This window comes from Belliella kenyensis (assembly GCF_022549675.1).
In the GTDB taxonomy this organism is placed as follows: Bacteria; Bacteroidota; Bacteroidia; order Cytophagales; family Cyclobacteriaceae; genus Belliella; species Belliella kenyensis.
Map to the genome: position 1 here is coordinate 271,824 of NZ_JAKZGR010000005.1, position 18,746 is coordinate 290,569.

Annotated in this window: 17 protein-coding genes; 15 read left to right on the plus strand and 2 right to left on the minus strand. The window is 37.9% G+C overall.

The window, feature by feature from the left end; all coding sequences use genetic code 11:
- Position 1 precedes the first annotated feature (1 nt).
- From MM214_RS07435 to MM214_RS07505, 15 genes are all read left to right on the plus strand, one after another.
- Positions 2 to 889, plus strand: a complete 888-nt coding sequence (locus MM214_RS07435; RefSeq protein ID WP_241293935.1) for a class I SAM-dependent methyltransferase — start codon at positions 2 to 4, stop codon at positions 887 to 889.
- A complete protein-coding gene (locus MM214_RS07440) occupies positions 886 to 2,634 on the plus strand; it encodes an Ig-like domain-containing domain (RefSeq protein ID WP_241293937.1) in 1,749 nt (582 codons plus the stop codon). The genes MM214_RS07435 and MM214_RS07440 overlap by 4 nt, the downstream gene beginning before the upstream one ends.
- 517 nt (positions 2,635 to 3,151) lie before the next feature.
- The gene (locus MM214_RS07445) at positions 3,152 to 4,906 is read left to right on the plus strand and encodes an AMP-dependent synthetase/ligase (RefSeq protein WP_241293939.1); all 1,755 of its coding nucleotides are present in this window, start codon (positions 3,152 to 3,154) and stop codon (positions 4,904 to 4,906) included.
- Between the two features lie 397 nt (positions 4,907 to 5,303).
- Complete coding sequence (locus MM214_RS07450; RefSeq protein WP_241293941.1) at positions 5,304 to 5,780, plus strand: MarR family winged helix-turn-helix transcriptional regulator; 477 nt, start codon at positions 5,304 to 5,306, stop codon at positions 5,778 to 5,780.
- 131 nt (positions 5,781 to 5,911) lie between these two features.
- On the plus strand, positions 5,912 to 8,317 hold the full coding sequence (locus tag MM214_RS07455; RefSeq protein ID WP_241293977.1) for a 3-hydroxyacyl-CoA dehydrogenase/enoyl-CoA hydratase family protein: 2,406 nt from the start codon (positions 5,912 to 5,914) through the stop codon (positions 8,315 to 8,317).
- A 214-nt stretch (positions 8,318 to 8,531) separates the two neighbouring features.
- A complete protein-coding gene (locus MM214_RS07460; RefSeq protein ID WP_241293943.1) occupies positions 8,532 to 8,903 on the plus strand; it encodes a four helix bundle protein in 372 nt (123 codons plus the stop codon).
- A gap of 84 nt (positions 8,904 to 8,987) precedes the next feature.
- Positions 8,988 to 10,160 carry a thiolase family protein gene (locus tag MM214_RS07465; protein ID WP_241293945.1) on the plus strand — a complete coding sequence of 391 codons (1,173 nt, stop codon included), beginning with the start codon at positions 8,988 to 8,990 and terminating at the stop codon, positions 10,158 to 10,160.
- Positions 10,161 to 10,274: 114 nt separating this feature from the next.
- Positions 10,275 to 10,628, plus strand: a complete 354-nt coding sequence (locus MM214_RS07470; protein WP_241293947.1) for a four helix bundle protein — start codon at positions 10,275 to 10,277, stop codon at positions 10,626 to 10,628.
- Between the two features lie 104 nt (positions 10,629 to 10,732).
- Positions 10,733 to 12,532 (plus strand): acyl-CoA dehydrogenase family protein, encoded by a 1,800-nt coding sequence (locus MM214_RS07475; protein ID WP_241293949.1) that lies wholly within the window; start codon positions 10,733 to 10,735, stop codon positions 12,530 to 12,532.
- Between the two features lie 314 nt (positions 12,533 to 12,846).
- Positions 12,847 to 14,214, plus strand: a complete 1,368-nt coding sequence (locus MM214_RS07480) for a tyrosine-type recombinase/integrase (RefSeq protein ID WP_241293951.1) — start codon at positions 12,847 to 12,849, stop codon at positions 14,212 to 14,214.
- A 148-nt stretch (positions 14,215 to 14,362) separates the two neighbouring features.
- Complete coding sequence (locus tag MM214_RS07485) at positions 14,363 to 14,782, plus strand: hypothetical protein (protein WP_241293953.1); 420 nt, start codon at positions 14,363 to 14,365, stop codon at positions 14,780 to 14,782.
- Positions 14,782 to 15,279 carry a hypothetical protein gene (locus tag MM214_RS07490; RefSeq protein WP_241293955.1) on the plus strand — a complete coding sequence of 166 codons (498 nt, stop codon included), beginning with the start codon at positions 14,782 to 14,784 and terminating at the stop codon, positions 15,277 to 15,279. Before MM214_RS07485 ends, MM214_RS07490 begins: the two co-directional genes overlap by 1 nt.
- Before the next feature lie 199 nt (positions 15,280 to 15,478).
- Positions 15,479 to 15,808 (plus strand): hypothetical protein, encoded by a 330-nt coding sequence (locus MM214_RS07495; RefSeq protein ID WP_241293957.1) that lies wholly within the window; start codon positions 15,479 to 15,481, stop codon positions 15,806 to 15,808.
- Entirely contained in the window at positions 15,805 to 16,263 is a 459-nt protein-coding gene (locus MM214_RS07500; protein ID WP_241293959.1) for a WapI family immunity protein, read from the plus strand. The genes MM214_RS07495 and MM214_RS07500 overlap by 4 nt, the downstream gene beginning before the upstream one ends.
- A 220-nt stretch (positions 16,264 to 16,483) precedes the next feature.
- A complete protein-coding gene (locus tag MM214_RS07505) occupies positions 16,484 to 17,023 on the plus strand; it encodes a hypothetical protein (protein WP_241293961.1) in 540 nt (179 codons plus the stop codon).
- A gap of 307 nt (positions 17,024 to 17,330) precedes the next feature.
- Here MM214_RS07505 and MM214_RS07510 read toward each other — a convergent pair whose 3' ends face one another.
- Together MM214_RS07510 and MM214_RS07515 are read right to left on the minus strand one after the other, a co-directional pair.
- The gene (locus MM214_RS07510; protein WP_241293963.1) at positions 17,331 to 18,485 is read right to left on the minus strand and encodes an IS91 family transposase; all 1,155 of its coding nucleotides are present in this window, start codon (positions 18,483 to 18,485) and stop codon (positions 17,331 to 17,333) included.
- Positions 18,475 to 18,746 (minus strand): tyrosine-type recombinase/integrase (locus MM214_RS07515; protein WP_241293965.1); only part of this gene is annotated, 272 nt, incomplete at its 5' end. The genes MM214_RS07510 and MM214_RS07515, both read right to left, overlap by 11 nt.

An 18,746-nucleotide genomic window follows, 5' to 3' on the forward strand; every position in this document is an offset into this window, starting at 1 on the left:
AATGTATCAGGAATTAACCAAATGCCCACTTTGCTTGAGTGGGCATTTTCATGCTTTTAAATCTATCAAAGATCACGCTGTATCTAAGGAAAATTTCACTTTATGCAGATGCAATAATTGTAAGCTTATTTTTACCAATCCGAGACCTACGCAAAATGATATAGGAAAGTACTATCAATTTGATAATTACGTTTCACATCAAGACAAGGGCAATAATCTGATAAATCTTTTATACAAACAAGTTAGAAAAATTACACTTAAGACTAAGATAGCATGGATCAAGGAGTATGCCTCAACCAAAGGAACTCTATTAGACTATGGTTGCGGAACAGGTTACTTCTTAAGAGAAGCAAAAGAAAATACTTGGCACGTAACAGGCATAGAACCCAATCAAGATGCACGGACTATTGCTCAAAAATTTGATATTAATGTATATGAATCACTTGAAAATTTAGCGGACAATCAAAATTTCGATGTCATCACACTTTTTCATGTCTTAGAACATATTCACGATCTTAATGCTACAATTGAAAATATTTGCAAAAAATTAAAACAGAATGGAGTAATTTTCATAGCAGTTCCAAACCATCAATCATATGATGCAAAAATATATCAAGACGATTGGGCCGCATGGGATGTTCCTAGGCATTTGTATCACTTTGATCAGGAAAGCATGCAACACTTCGCTTCCTTACATCAATTAGAAATTATTGGACACAAGCCAATGCTATTTGACAGCTATTATGTATCACTATTGTCCTCATCATACAAAGCAAAACATAAACTACTAGCTCCAATAAATGCATTATTAAATGGCTGGAAATCTAATGCAAAAGCCAAAAGCAATAATAATAACTCAAGCATTTTGTTTATTTTGAAGAAAAAATGAAACTCATAAAATATATAATAGCAATAATCATAATAATAAGCATAAAATCATGTGCAAAAGTAAGTACACCTATGGGAGGTGAAAAGGATGAAGATCCTCCATTGCTTACTAACATGAAACCTTCCAATGAGTCTATCAATATTAAGCCTTCAACTATAGAGCTTGAGTTCAATGAATACATAAAACTTGATAATGCCAATAAGCAAATCATCGTGACGCCTAGAATCAATAAAGATGAGATGGTAGCAACGGCCATAAAAAATAAAGTAATCATCAAACTAAACCAAGAACTAGAGGATAGTACAACATACGTATTCAATTTTCAAAAATCCATACAAGACATTACAGAAGGAAATCCAGCAGAGAACTTGAAGTTGGTATTTTCAACTGGAAATGAAATAGATAGTCTCAAATTCAGTGGGAGAGTATCCTACATATTTCCTCAAAAAGATAAATTTATAAAAGATGTATTGATAGGTCTCTATGAAAAAAATGATACCACTGATGTACTCACCGCACCACCTTACTATATAGCAGCAGCAGATACAGCAGGACGATTTGAGATTACCAATATCAAGGCTGGGCAATACAGAGCTTATGCTTGGCATGACTCAAATAATACATTGAAAGCAGAAGATAAATCAGAAGCTTATGCGTTTTTAGGAGATACACTAAACATAAGCGATGATATAAACAATGTTCAGTTTTTATTATCAAAAGCAGACCTTAGTGACTTAAAAATAAATAGAGCCTCAACAACAGGCGAGAATTATGATGTTGTATTGAGTAAAAATCCCGTATCCATACAAGTAGATCACAAGGATTTTGGAAATGAACTATTTTACAGAAAAAATGAAAAAACCCTTAGATTCTATCATACATCACTGAGAAATGACAGCATTCAAATAGCTCTAAATCTAAGAGATTCTGTAGGATTTGAAGTAGATACACTCATATATCTCACTTTTGAAGAGAGCGATAGAAGAAAAGAAGCTTTAGAAACCACTACAAATACCGGCACAAATTTTTTAAAACAGATCCAAGCTGAATTTAACTTTAACAAACCAATCAAAGAAATAAAATATGATTCTCTATTCGTAAAATTTGACTCAGCATCCATAATACCCATAGATCCAAAATGGGTTTATCTCCCAGATAGTAGCTTATTCACTAAAATCAAAATTGATATTCCTATTCCAGATACCATCAGTAATAGCACTTTCCAAATCTATGCATCTGACTCCACTTTCTTCGATATAGAAGATAAGTTCAACGAAAAAAAAATAGAGGCAAACTATAAGAAATTAAACCCTGAAACACTGGTAACTGAGCTATTGGTAACAATAGATACGGATATAAAACCACTAATAGTAGAATTATTAGATAAATCAGGTAAAATATACAAAACAGCCTACCTGACAGACACAAACATACATTCATTCAGGGATTTAGAACCTGCTACTTATCAACTCAGGATAATAGTAGATCAGAACAACAATAAAAGATGGGATCCTTCAAACATGAAAGTAAATAGGCAAGCTGAGAAAGTATGGTACTATACCAACCCAGAAGACCCAAAATCTTATGATATACCTTTGAAAGCAGGATGGACAAATGAAATCACGGTAGTACCTAGATCTATACTTCCAATCATTGCTGAACCGACTCCTACAGAAATAGACATAAAAACAGATGAACAAATAGAGTCAGAAATATCCGTAGAAGAAGAGGAATCAAGTATGTAGATAAGTAACCAAATACATGTGGATAGGTGTAGATAACTTGAGCATATCTATACACTTATCCAACAATTTAAAAACTGCTATCCTGTTTTGAAGCAAATATGAGGATAAGTCATCAATCATAAACAGTAATCCACAATTCTAAGCACAGAAAGTTACAGACAATTATCTCATAGAAGTTTATACACAACAAATTGAAAAGTAAAAACAAATAGATACATAATCAGTAACTTAAGATCAAATCAACTGTGCATAAAAAGTGGATAAACAGTTAATATTATCAAATAGCACTGTGCGTAAAATATCTCGATCTATTTGTCCACAAATCCACACTATAATAACCTTAACTTGATCTTTTAAAAAATTAACCTGTTAATTAAAATAGGAAGTGGATAACTCTTCACTTCCTTTTCTTTTGTCCTCTATTTTTCAAAAGCATTCTATTGAGTTCAAAATCTTTAATTGGATTACTCATACATTTTTGATAATTTGATATCCTAGATCAAAAACCAAAATAATCATGCAAATCAACAGACTCTTTGATATCATTCCTTTTCAGATAGCTACTTATGATAGCGAAGTTGCTTTAGCAGAAAAAGTCAATGAAAAATGGAAAACCTATTCATCAAAAAATTTCAAAGAAATTGTTGATAATTTGAGTTTGGGATTGATAGCAGAAGGGATTTTACCTGGCGATAAAGTTGCTATTATATCTGAGAATAGACCACAGTGGAATTTTGTTGATCTTGCATTGCAACAGATTGGAGCCATATCAGTACCTATGTATCCTACAATATCTTCGGAAGATTATCGCTATATTTTTGATCACGCTTCTGTGAAAATGGCATTTGTAGGAAGTGAAGAGATTTTTGAAAAAGCTAAAGAAGCAGCTGTAGGAACTTCCATAGAACTTCTTTCTTTTGACCTACTTGAAGGATGTAGATATTGGGAAGAAATATCGAAACAAGGAATATCTGGAAATCTAGCAGATCTGGAAATCTTAAAAGATAATGTGAAAATCGATGATATGTTCACCATTATCTATACCTCTGGAACCACAGGAAGGCCAAAAGGAGTCATGCTTACTCATCGTAATGTGATTCACAACCTTCTCGCAGTGGAAGATAGAATGATGGTACCAAGAGGAACTTCTAAGGCATTGAGTTTCTTACCTCTTTGCCATATTTATGAGCGTACAGGTTCTTTTTGCTTTATGTACATGGGCGTATCTATCTACTATGCAGAAAGTATGGAGAAGCTTGGAGACAACTTAAAAGAAATTCAGCCGCAAGTTTTCAATACGGTACCTAGATTATTGGAAAAAGTATATGATAAGATTGTAGCCAAAGGCTATGAGCTCCAAGGTTTAAAAAAATCGTTGTTCTTTTGGGCTTTGAACCTAGGATTAAAATTTGAACCTAGTAAATCACAAGGTTTCTGGTATGATCTACAGCTAAGCATAGCCAATAAGTTGATTTTTAGCAAATGGAGGGATGCTTTAGGAGGAAATGTCTTGCAAATCAATTCAGGAGCATCAGCACTTCAGCCAAGACTAGCCAGGGTATTTTGGAGTGCAAGAATTCCCGTCTGTGAAGGATATGGCTTGACAGAAACTTCTCCAGTGGTAGCTACTTCTATTTGTACCTTGAATGAAATCAAAATTGGATATGTAGGTAAGCTTGTCAAGGAAGTACAAGTGAAGATCGCTGAAGATGGAGAAATCCTAGTAAAAGGACCAAATGTCATGCTAGGTTACTATATGCAGCCGGAACTGACACAGGAAGTGATCATAGATGGCTGGTTTCATACAGGAGATATTGGCGAATTAAGTGAAGGGAATTACCTGAAGATCACCGATAGGAAAAAGGAGATGTTCAAAACTTCTGGAGGCAAATACATAGCTCCTCAACCTATGGAAAACAAGTTCAAAGAATCTACACTTATCGAGCAACTCATCATAGTAGGTGAAGGAAAAAACTATCCAGCAGCTTTGATAGTACCAAGTTTTGATGGATTACGGGAATACTGTAAGCACAAAGACATACCATACACTTCGGATCATGAAATGGTAGCTAAAACAGAGATAATTGAAAAATTTCAAAGGGAAATTGAAACTTTGAACAAGTATTTTGGAAAATGGGAACAGATCAAGCGATTTGAATTACTAGACACACCTTGGGGGGTTGAATCTGGCGAACTTACACCCACCATGAAGCTAAAACGAAAAGTCATCCACAGCAAATTTGCCAAAGAAATTGAAAGGTTATATATATAATGCATTGAGAAAATATGAAAGGATGGGTCTGATGATCCATCTATCCATTAAGAAATAATTCCGTCGTTATCTTAATAGCTTTCATGGGAATGAAAGATCGAATTGTTTCAAATAACTTAGGCCTTACATGTTCAGCATTAGCAAGCAAGAAAGCATGTTTCCCAGCACGCAAATTTCAACCTTATTTCACCACACCCTTCATCCTTTCATCCCTTCATCCTTCATACCTTCATTCTTCATCCTTCATCCTTCATCCTTCATCCCTTCAACCTTCATCCTTCATCCTTCATACCTTCATCCTTCATCCTTTTACGCTGCATGCATAACTTTTTTCAAAAATAGTATGTATGCATAACAAATTTTTGTAAATTAGGCATGAAAAATAAAGTGATTGCCTATGAAACGTGAAGAAACGGTAGATTTTCATATCAAAAGTTCTTGGCATGCCATATCTAGAATGTACAACCAAAAAGCAGCTCAGGAAGATTTTACAGCTGCTATTGGCTATGTATTGATCAATATCAACTCCAAAGAAGGCACACCAGCAACGAAGATAGCACCAATGATGGGCTTAGAAGCTCGAAGCCTCACCCGCATGCTCAAGACCATGGAAGAAAAAAATCTCATCTACAGGAAGCCAGATGCTGTGGACAAAAGGTCTGTCAGAATATATTTGACCGAAGAAGGTAAACGTAAAAAGGAAATTTCCGTTGGCACTATAAAAGCATTCAACCAGCAAGTAAGAGAGCAAGTCAGCGATGAAGAATTGCAGACATTTTTTAAAGTCTTTGAAAAGTTAAATCTAATAATAGAGTATAATCAATCTGAGTCAATCAACCCCAAACCACAACAAGAAAATATTTACGAACTATAATCATCAAAATAATTGAAAACAAAGCTAATGAATTACCAATATCGGTGAATCAACAATTATTCTCATGCTTAAGTTAGTATTCTATTGATTTGTGGAAATATAAAACCATTAAAATAATCAAACATAAAATGATGAAAAGAAGCATTCAGAAAGTAGCGATTTTGGGTTCAGGTGTGATGGGATCTAGGATAGCATGCCATTTTGCAAATATTGGCGTGAAAGTCCTTCTCCTAGACATCGTCCCCAAAGAACTCTCAGAAGAGGAAGCCAAAAAAGGACTTTCCATCGAAAGTAAGGAAGTAAGAAATAGAATTGTAAACAATGCACTGCAGCAAACGCTAAAAACGAAGCCAGCATCATTGTATGATTCCAAAAATGTGGATTTGATCACTACGGGAAATTTTGATGATGATCTTGCCAAGATCAAAGATTACGATTGGATCATGGAAGTAGTCGTAGAGCGACTTGATATCAAGCAGTCTCTTTTCGAAAAGGTAGAGAAACACCGCAAGCCTGGTACGCTCATCACTTCAAATACTTCAGGTATCCCCATGCAAATGATGTGTGAAGGCAGATCTGAGGATTTTCAGAAGCATTTCGCAGGGACACACTTTTTTAACCCACCAAGATACCTTAGACTTCTTGAAATTATCCCTGGACCGAAGACTGATCCTGCATTGATCGACTTTTTGATGGATTATGGAGATAGATTCTTAGGCAAAGAGACTGTATTGTGTAAAGATACTCCAGCATTCATAGCCAACAGAATCGGTGTATATGCTATCATATCAGGGATGCACACGATAGAGAAAATGGGCTTAGGTGTATCTGAAGTAGATAAATTGACCGGGACAGTGATAGGTAGAGCCAAGTCTGCAACTTTTCGTACCATGGATGTAGTGGGGCTCGATACCACAGTGAATGTGGCCAATAATCTCTACAAAGCTTTAGATCATGATGAATCAAAGGATAAATTCCAACTTCCCAACATTGTCAAAGTTCTCTATGAAAACAAATGGTGGGGTGACAAAACAGGTCAAGGTTACTTTAAAATGATTCGTCACAAAGACGGAAGCAAAGAGCTCAAGGAACTAGATCTAAAAACCTTTGAGTACAAGGATGCCGAAAAACCCAAGTTCAAGGCACTTGAAGCCTCAAAGGAAATAGAAGACCTCAAGAAGAGAATCAAATTTCTCGTCAACTTTGATGATAAAGCAGGTGAATTCTACAGGGCTTCATTCTATGATTTATTCAAATACTGTTCACACAGAATTCCAGAGATTTCTGATGAGACTTATCGCATAGACCAAGCTGTATGTGCAGGATTTGGTTGGGAGCTTGGGCCATTTGAGACTTGGGATGTCCTCGGTGTAAAAGATACAGTAGAGAAAATGGAAGCAGCTGGTGAAAAAGCAGCTCCATGGGTACATGAAATGCTAGAAGCTGGTCACAGTACTTTCTATAAGGTAGAAGGAGGTCAGAAAAAATACTATGATATCAGTACCAAATCCTACAAAGCCATACCAGGAATTGAGGATTTCATCATCCTTGATACCCTCAAGTCAGCAGATAAGAAAATCTGGGGCAATGCAGGTTCTTCAATTTATGACTTGGGTGATGATGTCATCGGATTAGAATTCCACACCAAAATGAATTCCCTCGGCCAAGAAGTAATAGAAGGCATCAATACCGCAATTTCTATGGCAGAGAAATCTTACAAAGGTCTGGTAATAGGCAATGAAGGTCCCAATTTCTCCGCAGGAGCAAATCTTGCCATGCTATTCATGTATGCTGGAGATCAGGAATATGATGAGATCAATTTGATGATAGCAGGTTTCCAAAACACCATGATGAGGGCACGCTATTCCTCTGTACCAGTAGTAGTAGCTCCACACAACATGGCTTTGGGAGGTGGATGTGAGCTCTCTCTTCATGCAGATGTGGTTCAGGCGCACGCAGAATTGTACATGGGACTGGTAGAATTTGGCGTGGGATTGATTCCAGCAGGTGGGGGTACTAAGGAGATGACCTTAAGGTTCTCGAATGATATCAAAGATGGAGATGTGGAGTTGAATAGGCTACAAGAATACTTCATGAATATAGCCACTGCCAAAGTCTCTACCTCAGCAGAAGAAGCGAGAGGACTGGGTTACTTACAGGCTAAGGATGGCATCACACTGAATAGAAAGCGCCAACTCGCTGAAGCCAAAGCAAAGGTGCTTCTACTGGCAGAAGCTGGATACTCTCAAGCAGCTCAGCGCACAGATATCAAAGTACTAGGAAAAACATCACTCGCACTCTTCGAAGCTGGTATCACAGGCATGCAGTATGGAAGCTATATCTCAGATCATGATGCCAAGATTGCTAGAAAGCTTGCCTGGGTAATGTCTGGAGGAGACCTTTCCTCACCGACCCTAGTCAGTGAACAATATCTTCTCGACCTAGAGCGCGAAGCATTCCTAAGTCTCACCGGTGAGAAAAAAACCCTAGAAAGAATCCACAGTATCCTGTTCAAAGGCAAGCCGTTGAGGAATTAGGGGGAGAAGCGAGAGACGAGATGCGAGAATTTAGAGTTGAGAGACGAGAATCGAGAGGTTAGAATCGAGAATCGAGAGGTTAGTTAGAGACGAGAGATTAGAAACAAGAAACAAGAAACAAGAAACAAGAAACAAGAAACAAGAAACAAGAAACAAGAAACAAGAAACAAGGTTGAAAAATTAACTAAAGTGTTTAAATAAACTGAAAAAAGAGATGAGAAAGAAGCATAATTTTAAAAATCTTAAAGTATGGGAGAAATCTGTTGATTTAGCAGTTAAAGTATATGAATTGACAGCAGAATTTCCATCAGAAGAGAAATATGGAATTACTTCTCAGATGAGAAGATCAAGTGTTTCAATTCCATCCAACATAGCAGAAGGTAGCGCTAAAAATTCTTCAAAATCCTTTTTAAATTCATTAGATATAAGTCTTGGAGAAAGCTTTGAGCTAGAAACACAAGCAATAATAGCTCGTCGAGTTGGTATCATGAACGATTCAGCTTTTCAATTGCTTGAAAACGAAATATCTGAAGTCCAAAGAATGATCAACGGTTTTATACAAACGATAGACTCTAATCCTTACTAGTAACCTGTCGCAACCTTATCTTGATTCTTGAATCTTATTTCTTGATTCTAATTAAACAATAACATTCAAAAAAATACCTATAAAATGGAAGCATACATCATAAATGGATATAGATCGGCTGTAGGAAAGGCCAAAAAGGGTGGTTTTAGATTTTATCGCCCGGATGATTTGGCAGCAGATGTGATCAAACAATTGGTAGCCAATACTCCTGGACTAGAGTCCAAGATGGTCGATGACCTGATCGTCGGTAACGCCATTCCCGAAGGGGAGCAAGGCATGCAAATGGGAAGAATGATCTCCCTTTTGGCATTGGGTGTAGAGAACCCTGGATTTATCATCAATAGATACTGTGGATCAGGACTGGAAGCTATTGCTTTGGCTGTGGGGAAAATTAAAGCTGGTATGGCTGACTGTATCATTGCTGGGGGTACTGAATCCATGTCACTTCTACCAATGATGGGATACAAGACTGCCTTGAACTGGAAAATTGCCTCACAGACTCCAGATTATTATCTCAGTATGGGTTTGACCGCAGAGGAGCTTGCCAAAGACTATGATATCACCAGAGAGCAGTCAGATGAGTTCTCAGTAAGGTCACACGATAGGGCACTTGCCGCTATCGCAGAAGGCAGGTTCAAAGATGAAATTGTGCCCGTGGAAGTGGAAGAGACGTATTTGGACAATGGCAAAAGAAAAACAAGAAAATACACAGTAGATACAGACGAAGGCCCACGTAAGGGAACCTCGATGGAAGCTTTGTCCAATTTGAGACCAGCTTTCAAGCAAGGTGGGATTGTGACAGCTGGTAACTCCTCACAGACATCTGATGGAGCAGCATTCGTAGTAGTGATGTCCGAGCGAATGGTCAAGGAGCTCAACTTAGAGCCAATAGCTAGGATGATGTCCTATGCTGTAGCAGGCGTAGAGCCTCGTATCATGGGCATCGGACCAAAAGAAGCCGTGCCTAAGGCACTTAAACAGGCTGGCTTGACTTTGGACAAGATCGACTTGATAGAGCTCAATGAGGCATTTGCAGCTCAAGGCCTCGCAGTGATGAAGTCCTTGGATATGAATCCTGACATCGTTAATGTGAATGGGGGAGCCATTGCCCTCGGTCACCCACTAGGCTGTACTGGAGCCAAGCTTTCGGTTACCCTCTTCAACGAGCTAAGACGTCAAAACAAAAAGTACGGCATGGTCACAGCCTGTGTCGGTGGTGGCCAAGGAGTAGCGGGAGTGTTTGAATTGCTGAAATGAGATATGAGATTGGAGATATGAGAAGTGACGCCGTTTTGGTCTTTATAAGATTTAATAATAATGTTCAATTATGGATTAGGGATAATTAATTTTCAAACTTTAACCTATAGAATTATGAATAATCATAAAGAATTGGAAATCTGGAAGAGATCCATCAAACTAGCTATAAGTGTATATAAAGCAACCAAACTTTTTCCTTCAGAGGAAAAGTTTGGTTTGACTTCTCAAATTAGAAGATGTTCGGTTTCAGTACCTTCAAATATTGCTGAGGGAGCAGGAAGGAGAGGAAATAAGGAGTTTCTTCAATTTCTTGGAATTGCATACGGATCTTTATGTGAATTAGAAACTCAATTAATTATCTCAATGGAATTAGAGTTTTTGAGTCTAAGTGATTTTGAAAAATTCAATGTAGAAATTAATGAAATACAAAAAATGACCTATTCTCTTATAAATAAAATTTCAAACTAGCTCACATCTCATATCTCACATCTCATATCTCACATCTAAAAAAAATAATGACTTATCTGTAGGGCTATTGCTTGTCTTACGTCTTGAGTCTAAAGTCTCTAATTATGTCAACAATAACCAAAAAATCAATCAATGGCGGCGAGTTTCTGATAAAGGAAACTGAGGCCGACGATATCTTCATCTTTGAAGAGTTTAGTGAAGAACAGCGAATGATGGCACAGGCTTGCCAGGATTTTATCGATACGGAGATCACTCCGAATATCGAAGAGATCGACAGCATGAAGAATCCAGACCTGGTACCTTCTATTTTCAAGAAGGCAGGAGAGCTTGGACTACTTGGTATTTCTGTTCCTGAAAATTATGGTGGCATGGGTATGAGTTTCAATACCTCATTGCTGATAGCGGATATCATTGGTTCGGCGGGATCATTCTCAACCACTTATGGTGCTCACACAGGAATTGGTACATTGCCTATCCTTTTCTACGGTGATGATGCACAGAAATCCAAGTACCTTCCAAAGCTAGCTACAGGAGAATGGGCGGCATGCTATTGCCTTACCGAACCAGACGCCGGCTCGGATGCCAACAGTGGCAAGACCAAGGCCACACTTACAGCTGATGGGAAGCACTACTTGATCAATGGACAGAAGATGTGGATTTCCAATGCAGGATTTGCAGATGTTTTCATTGTCTTTGCCAAGATCGAAGATGACAAGAACCTCACGGCATTTATTGTAGAGAAATCCTTCGGAGGGATCACGATGAATGAGGAGGAGAAAAAGATGGGTATCAAAGGATCCTCTACCAGACAGGTGTTCTTCAATGACTGTAAAGTACCTGTAGAAAACATGCTCTCTTCAAGAGGTAATGGATTCAAAATCGCCGTAAACATCCTCAATGTAGGCAGGGTAAAGCTTGGATCCGGTATCCTCAATGGTGGCAGGTATATCATCAGCAATTGTATCAAGTATTCCACAGAGAGAAAGCAGTTTGGTGTCAGCATCAATACCTTTGGAGCGATCAAGTCCAAGCTTGCAGAGATGGCTATCCGTACATTTGTATCAGAATCTCTGACCTATCGCGTGGGTCAGGACATTGAGGATAAGATCAATGCACTGGTAGCAGCTGGAATGGACGAAAACGAAGCAAAACTCAAAGGTGTGGAGGAATTTGCGATAGAATGTGCCATATCCAAGGTGCATGGATCAGAAGTGCTAGATTATGCTGCAGATCAAGGAGTACAAGTATATGGAGGCATGGGTTACTCAGCAGATGCACCGATGGAGCGAGCTTATAGAGATGCTAGGATTGTGAGGATCTATGAGGGTACCAATGAGATCAACCGCATGCTGATGGTGGGAATGGTCTTGAAGCGAGCCATGAAAGGCGACATCAACCTTTTCGAACCAGCCATGGCTGTATCACAAGAATTGACCTCAGTGCCGAGTTTTGAGACCATTGATACTTCGGAGCTTTTTGCCGCGGAGAAAGATGTACTGAAGAGGCTTAAGAAAGTCTTCTTGATGGTCGGTGGCAAAGCGGCTATGGCCCTGCAAGACAAAATAGAATCCGAGCAAGAGATCATGATGAATCTGGCGGATGTGATGATAGAGATCTACGCCGTAGAGTCTGCCATCCTCAGAGCAGAAAAGCTTGCCAAAAGCAAAGGAGAAGAAGCTGCCAAGCATCAGATTGCTATGGCACAAGTCTATCTAGCAGGTGCCGTAGATAAGATCAATGCCGCAGCCAAAGAAGCTATAGGCTCATTTACCAAAGGAGATGAGCAGAAAGTGATGCTGATGGGCTTGAAGCGCTTTACCAAGATGGATTTGGTAGATACCAAAACCTTGAGAAGGCAAATAGCAGATTACATGATTGAGAAAGGTAAGTATCCTTTTTCATAGGTAGGTGAATTTGCCACAAAGACACGAAGACACAAAGATTGTAGACTAAAATAGCCTCTGAGAGATTAGAGGCTATTTTTTCGTAATGGCACCAGCTACACAAGACCTTTGGGGTTTCCAAAAACCCCGAAGGTCTCTACCCATTGGACAATCGATTATTTATATAAGATGAAAAGCCTCGGGTCAACCTGAGGTATTTTATTTTGAGAAGGAGTTTTCCAGATTTAAACGTTTAATTTGTATAAGTCTCTTTACCAGGGTTTTTATTTTAGGTAATTTTAAGAATGATTTTTTTTTAGTTTAAGTATACTGATATGGAACAAAGACCCATTTCTTTAGAAATCATTGGGAAGAAGCTAATTCTAAAGATTCCCAAGAATGATGATGACATCAAATTTATCCGTGGTATTCAATATTCGAGATGGAATAAGGAAGGTTTTTTTTGGGAAATTCCCCATTATCCAGGGAATTTGGAAAAGATTAAGGGATATTTTGGAGAGCGGTTGACAAGTATTTCAGAGCGTCCGGTAATAGAAGTTCCGCAGAAAGACGAGACAGTCTTATTGGATAAAAATCAAGTATTGATAATCAAGACAGCGAAGGCGCAGCTCCGCTTATATTTTGGATTTCATGCTGAGCTGATGAAAGTAGTTAAGAGCTTTCCGTACTATCAATGGGATAGCAAGCACAAGTTTTGGAGTATTCCTTATTCAGAACAGTTTTTGGAGGAATTGAAAAAGAAAATAGTAGAGTTGGGTTTTTTCTTGATTTTCAGAGAAGAAGCAGCACCAGACAAGGTTCAGCGCAAGTCAAGTGCTGAGATACCTAATTACCGTAAGTGTCCAGAGGAATATATTCATAAGTTGGAGGAGCGGAGGTATAGTGAAGGTACTATCAAAGCATACGTTCCATTATTTGAAGAGTTTTTGAACTATTTTGTTCAAATCCCTTTGGAAGAATTAGGTGAAAAGGAAGTAATGGATTTCTCGAGGTATTTGGTCAATGAGAGAAAAGTCTCAAGTTCGTACCAAAACCAAGCCATCAATGCTATAAAATTTTACTTTGAAAAAGTTAGAGGAGGGGAAAGAAAATATTACCATGTTGATAGACCGATTAGAGAAAAAATATTACCGGTGGTATTAAGTGAAGAAGAAATTTCAGCCATCATGAAGTCAATCAAAAACATCAAGCATAAGGCAATTTTAATAACAATTTATTCTGCAGGTTTGCGAATTAGTGAATTGATAAATTTAAAGATAAATGATATAGATTCTCAACGGATGCAAATAAGGGTAGAACAAGCAAAGGGTAAAAAGGATAGATATACACTATTATCAAAAAAAACGCTTGAAATTTTGCGTGTTTACATAAAGAAAGAGAGACCACATTTCTATTTATTTGAAGGGCAGGGAAGCTCAGAGGATCAGCCAGTTAAATATTCTTCAACAAGTATTTCTGCCATACTCAAAACTGCTTTAAAGAATTCAAAAATTTCTAAAAAAGCCACTGTTCATACTTTGCGTCATTCGTTTGCAACACATTTGTTGGAGCGGGGGACAGATTTGAGATATATTCAAAGTTTATTGGGTCATGAAAGTCCAAAAACCACACAAATTTACACTCATGTGACAACTAAGGGGTTTGAGCAAATAATCAGTCCTCTAGATAACCTAGATATTTAATTTTTGAATATATTTAAAAGGTTATTTCCACTATATTGAGGAAAGCGTCCTAAATAAGAATGCTTTCCTCTATAAAGGAAAGCAAAACGTTAGGTGCAACCTTAAAGGACAGACACTCAAAAAAAAATAACACTCAAAAAATAAACAAATGGACAGCGAATACAACAGAATTTTTGAACTGCTTTATGCAGAGTATGTCTATGAAATAGAATACAAAAGAAGAAGACCTTTTCCATACAATGAATATTATTTTATTCGGAGTATTAGAAAATCCATAGACAAAAAAGACGTTGACAATATATTGCGACCAGATGCAAAATATTTTTTGATTGTAAACTTTCACCAACTAATTGTAAGACCTTTAATTGAAAGAAACGAATTAAAGAATCTTCAAAACGAAAAATTTGTTTTTGAACTTGAAGAAAATATAAAGTCCGACATCGAAATGATTATAAATGAAGTAAAAGACAATAACGAATTTGAAGAAATAAGTGGTCACCAAATAATGAAATCTATTGATACATTATGGTCAAAACTTAGAACAACCGGACAAAAAACTTGGGGATAATGAACGGAAAAAACAACTCGCTAATAAGCACACAATTAATTACTGCATCACTGACAATGATAACAGTTGTTTCAGTTTTTGCTGTATTTATCATTGACAAAAGAGAAGTCGGTATTCTATATTACATTATTACAGGCTTTTCATTCTTTTCTTTTGTTCTAAGCATTATATGTGGTGGTATCGGACTAAGTAGCGAAAATGCCGAAAGTCAGTATAATAAATATTTCAACTATCAGACAAGAACTGCTTTGTTAGGAATAGTGCTATTTTGCACAAGTATTTTTTTAGGAAACGACAAAGAAAATGCAACTGAACAAACACTAAAAAATCAAGAAAAAACGATTATCGAACTCCAATTAAAAGACGGGTTACAATCAAAAGAAATTGACGATTTGAAGAGTAACATTGAGAGACTTTCAAAACAATTAGAAAGCACGAATAGCAGACTTGACACTTTAACCCTGCTTACCGAAAAGAACAAACAAAAAAAGAAATGACAACAGAAAACAAACTGACAAATACAGGAAAGGCAGCACCTAACAGGCGTTTGGCTCAATGGCGGGTGAAGTGGTTAATTGAACATTCTACCTCGCATCAACTTTTGTGGTGTATTGACAGTTTTGTGCTCCGAAATCCGCCACTGCGCCAAGCGCCAAAACGTTATGCGGCAGCTTAGAAAACACAATAACACAGAAAATGGGACATAAAGTAGTTTGTTTAGACTGTAAAAAATCATTTAGCCAAGGAACTGACTTTAATGACAGAAAGGAAGCTAATTGTCCTGATTGTGGAAAACAAATGACTCTTTTACCTCATAGGTTCAGACCGCCAAAAAAGTCGGAAGAGAAAAAATGGGAGACTGTTAAGTTTTTAATAGACAATGGCTTTTATTATCAACACATTTATGAAACCGTTACCAAGACAATAAACGGATTTACTAAATATGAAAATTTGGTTCCTTATCCTGACAATATTCGAGATGCCAAAGAGTTTGTAGAACGCTATAAAAATCAAGCAAGAAAATGATTTTTTCAGGGGTTGACAGTCAAACAGTTGAATTAAAAATAACCAACTACCAATTTCCCGACAACCAAGAAGGTGATTGGGACGGTAATTGGCTGAACATATATTTGAAAGTTGACAGTAAGGTTGGTAAATGGCAAACAATAGACCCTTCTTTGACTACTTGGGAAGTTCAAGAAATCATAGATTGGTTTGACCAACTTTCAACAGACAAAGAACCAGAATATAGATTAATGACATTTACAGAACCAAATCTATCTTTTGAACTTTTAAACGAGCCGACAGACAAGAACAAATTAATTAGAATAAAATTTGATTTAGAATGCAGACCAAAATCTGCGACAGATGATAAAGAATATTTTGTAGACATTTCGGCTGATAGAGACGAATTAATCACAATTAAAAAAGGACTAAAAGATGAACTTAACAAATATCCTGAAAGAAAGCCGACCGCATAACAGCACCTACACACAAGCAGGGGTTTCGTGCTTCGTAGGACAGGAAAATGCTAAATTTGAAGTTCAGCTCTTCGCAGGAAGTTCAGTTGTAAAAATCCCTGCCTGCGTGTAGCTGCGACACGTTATAGCCAATTTTAGAGAAACCGACACAGTGACAAAAAAAGGACTTATATGGACAATAGTAGTTTGGGTTATTTTGACCCTGATAAACTATTATTATATGAATTTTTTCTTTTTAGCATTTATATGGTTAGGACTGACTTTGACATTATTAATTCTGACAATAATTCAATTAGTAAAGACATTTAAAGAAAGGAAAACATTAACTAAGCTTCGCATTGCTAAACTTGTGACATTTTCACTACTCTTTTTATTGACACTTTACCGACATAAAACCAATCTTGTAATAGAAAAAGTAGACTGGTTCATTCTTGAAAACAAAAGAAATGAAATTGTAGAACAAGTAAAGGACAAAGAACTAAATCCAAATGTAAGCTGGAATGGATGGGTTTGTGAATTACCTTTTAAATTTCCCGTAGTATCAAATGGCGGAAACGACATTGGTATATCAAGAAATGAAGAAAATAATGGAACGACAGTGACATTTTGGGTTTTTCGTAATTTTTTTGACTCGCCTTCAACACATTTTGTTTACACGGACGACCCAGAAGAGATAAAAAGATTAGATGAAAAAATTGCAAAACGACCAGAGAACAACTGGAAAATTAAAGAAAACTGGTATAGAACTTATGGAGACTGAAAATAGAAAAACTGGCTATAACATTTAGCCCACTAGAGAAAAGCCCTCGAAAAAAAGCCCTGATAGGAGAAAAAATCTATCAGGGCTTTTTGCTAGTGGCTGTTGACTGACATCCGTAGGGTGAAGGGCTTGCTAGGTGGAATAGTAAGCTGATTTGAGGGTTTTTGGAATCGGTTATTTTAGTTTTTGGTTGTATTTAGGAGTTTTTGCTTTGCTTTGGGCATGACTTCCCCTACCCAACATCTGGGGATTTGAATTTTCGGCATGTCTTGGACCCAACTCTGATTTCTTAGATCCTGTAAGTTGATCAAGAAGGTCCGGGATTTGGTTTGAAAGGTTTTCGCTTTCTACCTGATTTGTCCCTAGTATCAAAGATAGTTTCCATTCTTCCGTGTTCGCAGCAAGGGCATTGGTGGATATCCCTGCCGTATTTTTCAAACATTCTGATCTGGAATGGGATGATGACTTTGGGTTTGGCCAGTTGCATATTGAGTGACGACCGTATCAAGGTCAACCGTTCAGTTTTTCCTTGTAGTCTCAGGTATCCGAAGTGGCGGATCTTGACAAACCTTTTTGGCAATATATGCTGCTCAAACCGTCGAAGGAATTCCTGATGTGTAAGCCACATCTGTTTGGTTTTGGAACCGTCGGCGTAGTCTTTATACCTGAACTTGATATGTGTTGCGTTGACCTCAAGGATTCGGTGTCTGGTGATAGCAATCTTGTGCGTATAGCGTCCAAGGTACTGGACGACTCTATCGGGTGAACCGAAAGGAGCTTTGGCATAGACGTTCCATTTTTTGAACCTGATGGCTTTCAGTAAGCTGTTTTTATTTCCAATCCAGCCAATTGAGCTGTCTTTTTCCAACCCCTCCATGAAAATAGCTTTGAACATGCCAGCCATACTTTTCTGAGGAAAAAGAAACCTGTTGTTTTTACGTTTGGCTTCAATCCACCGCTTCCCGTCATATCCTCCAGCACTGACGATGCAGTGGACGTGAGGATGAAAACTTAAATCCTGTCCCCATGTGTGCAGTACCATTGTGATCCCTGGTTCAGCACCTAGGTATTCGGGCATCCTGGCATGCTTGAGCAGGGTTTGGGAAGCTGCCAGAAACAAAAGGTCGAATAGCTTAGCTCTGTTACCCATGAATACTGGATTGAGTTCATGTGGCAGGGTAAAGACGATATGGTAATAGGCGGTAGGTAGGAGTTCGTTCATTCTACTCTCAATCCAGGCATCCCTTTTCATGCTTCCACAGTTGGGGCAGTGCCTGTTACCGCAGGAATGGTATCTATGGGCGATGTTTCCACATTGCTGATCATTGCACCTGCTGAGGTGATACCCTTTTGCAGCCGTATGACAGGCAGCAAGATCGGCGAAAACCGTTCTGCTGTAAGGATTGAAGTTGGAGATGGATTGATGCCTGAACAAGGACTGGAAAGAAACATTAGTTTCCATGACCGAGCAGGTCAAGAGGAGAGACGAGTTTATCCCTTCGCTGTTTGGTCAGGTGGAGATAGATCATGGTAGTCTCTATCTTGGAATGTCCTAGAAGCTGCTTGATGGTATGGATATCCGTACCAGCATCCAAGAGGTGTGTAGCAAAGGAATGCCTGATAGAATGTGCAGAAAAACCATACTGTTCAAAGCCCGCCTGATTCATGGCCATGCGGATAGCATGCTGTATGGAGCGGTCGTTCATAGCTTTGCCTGGAGTTT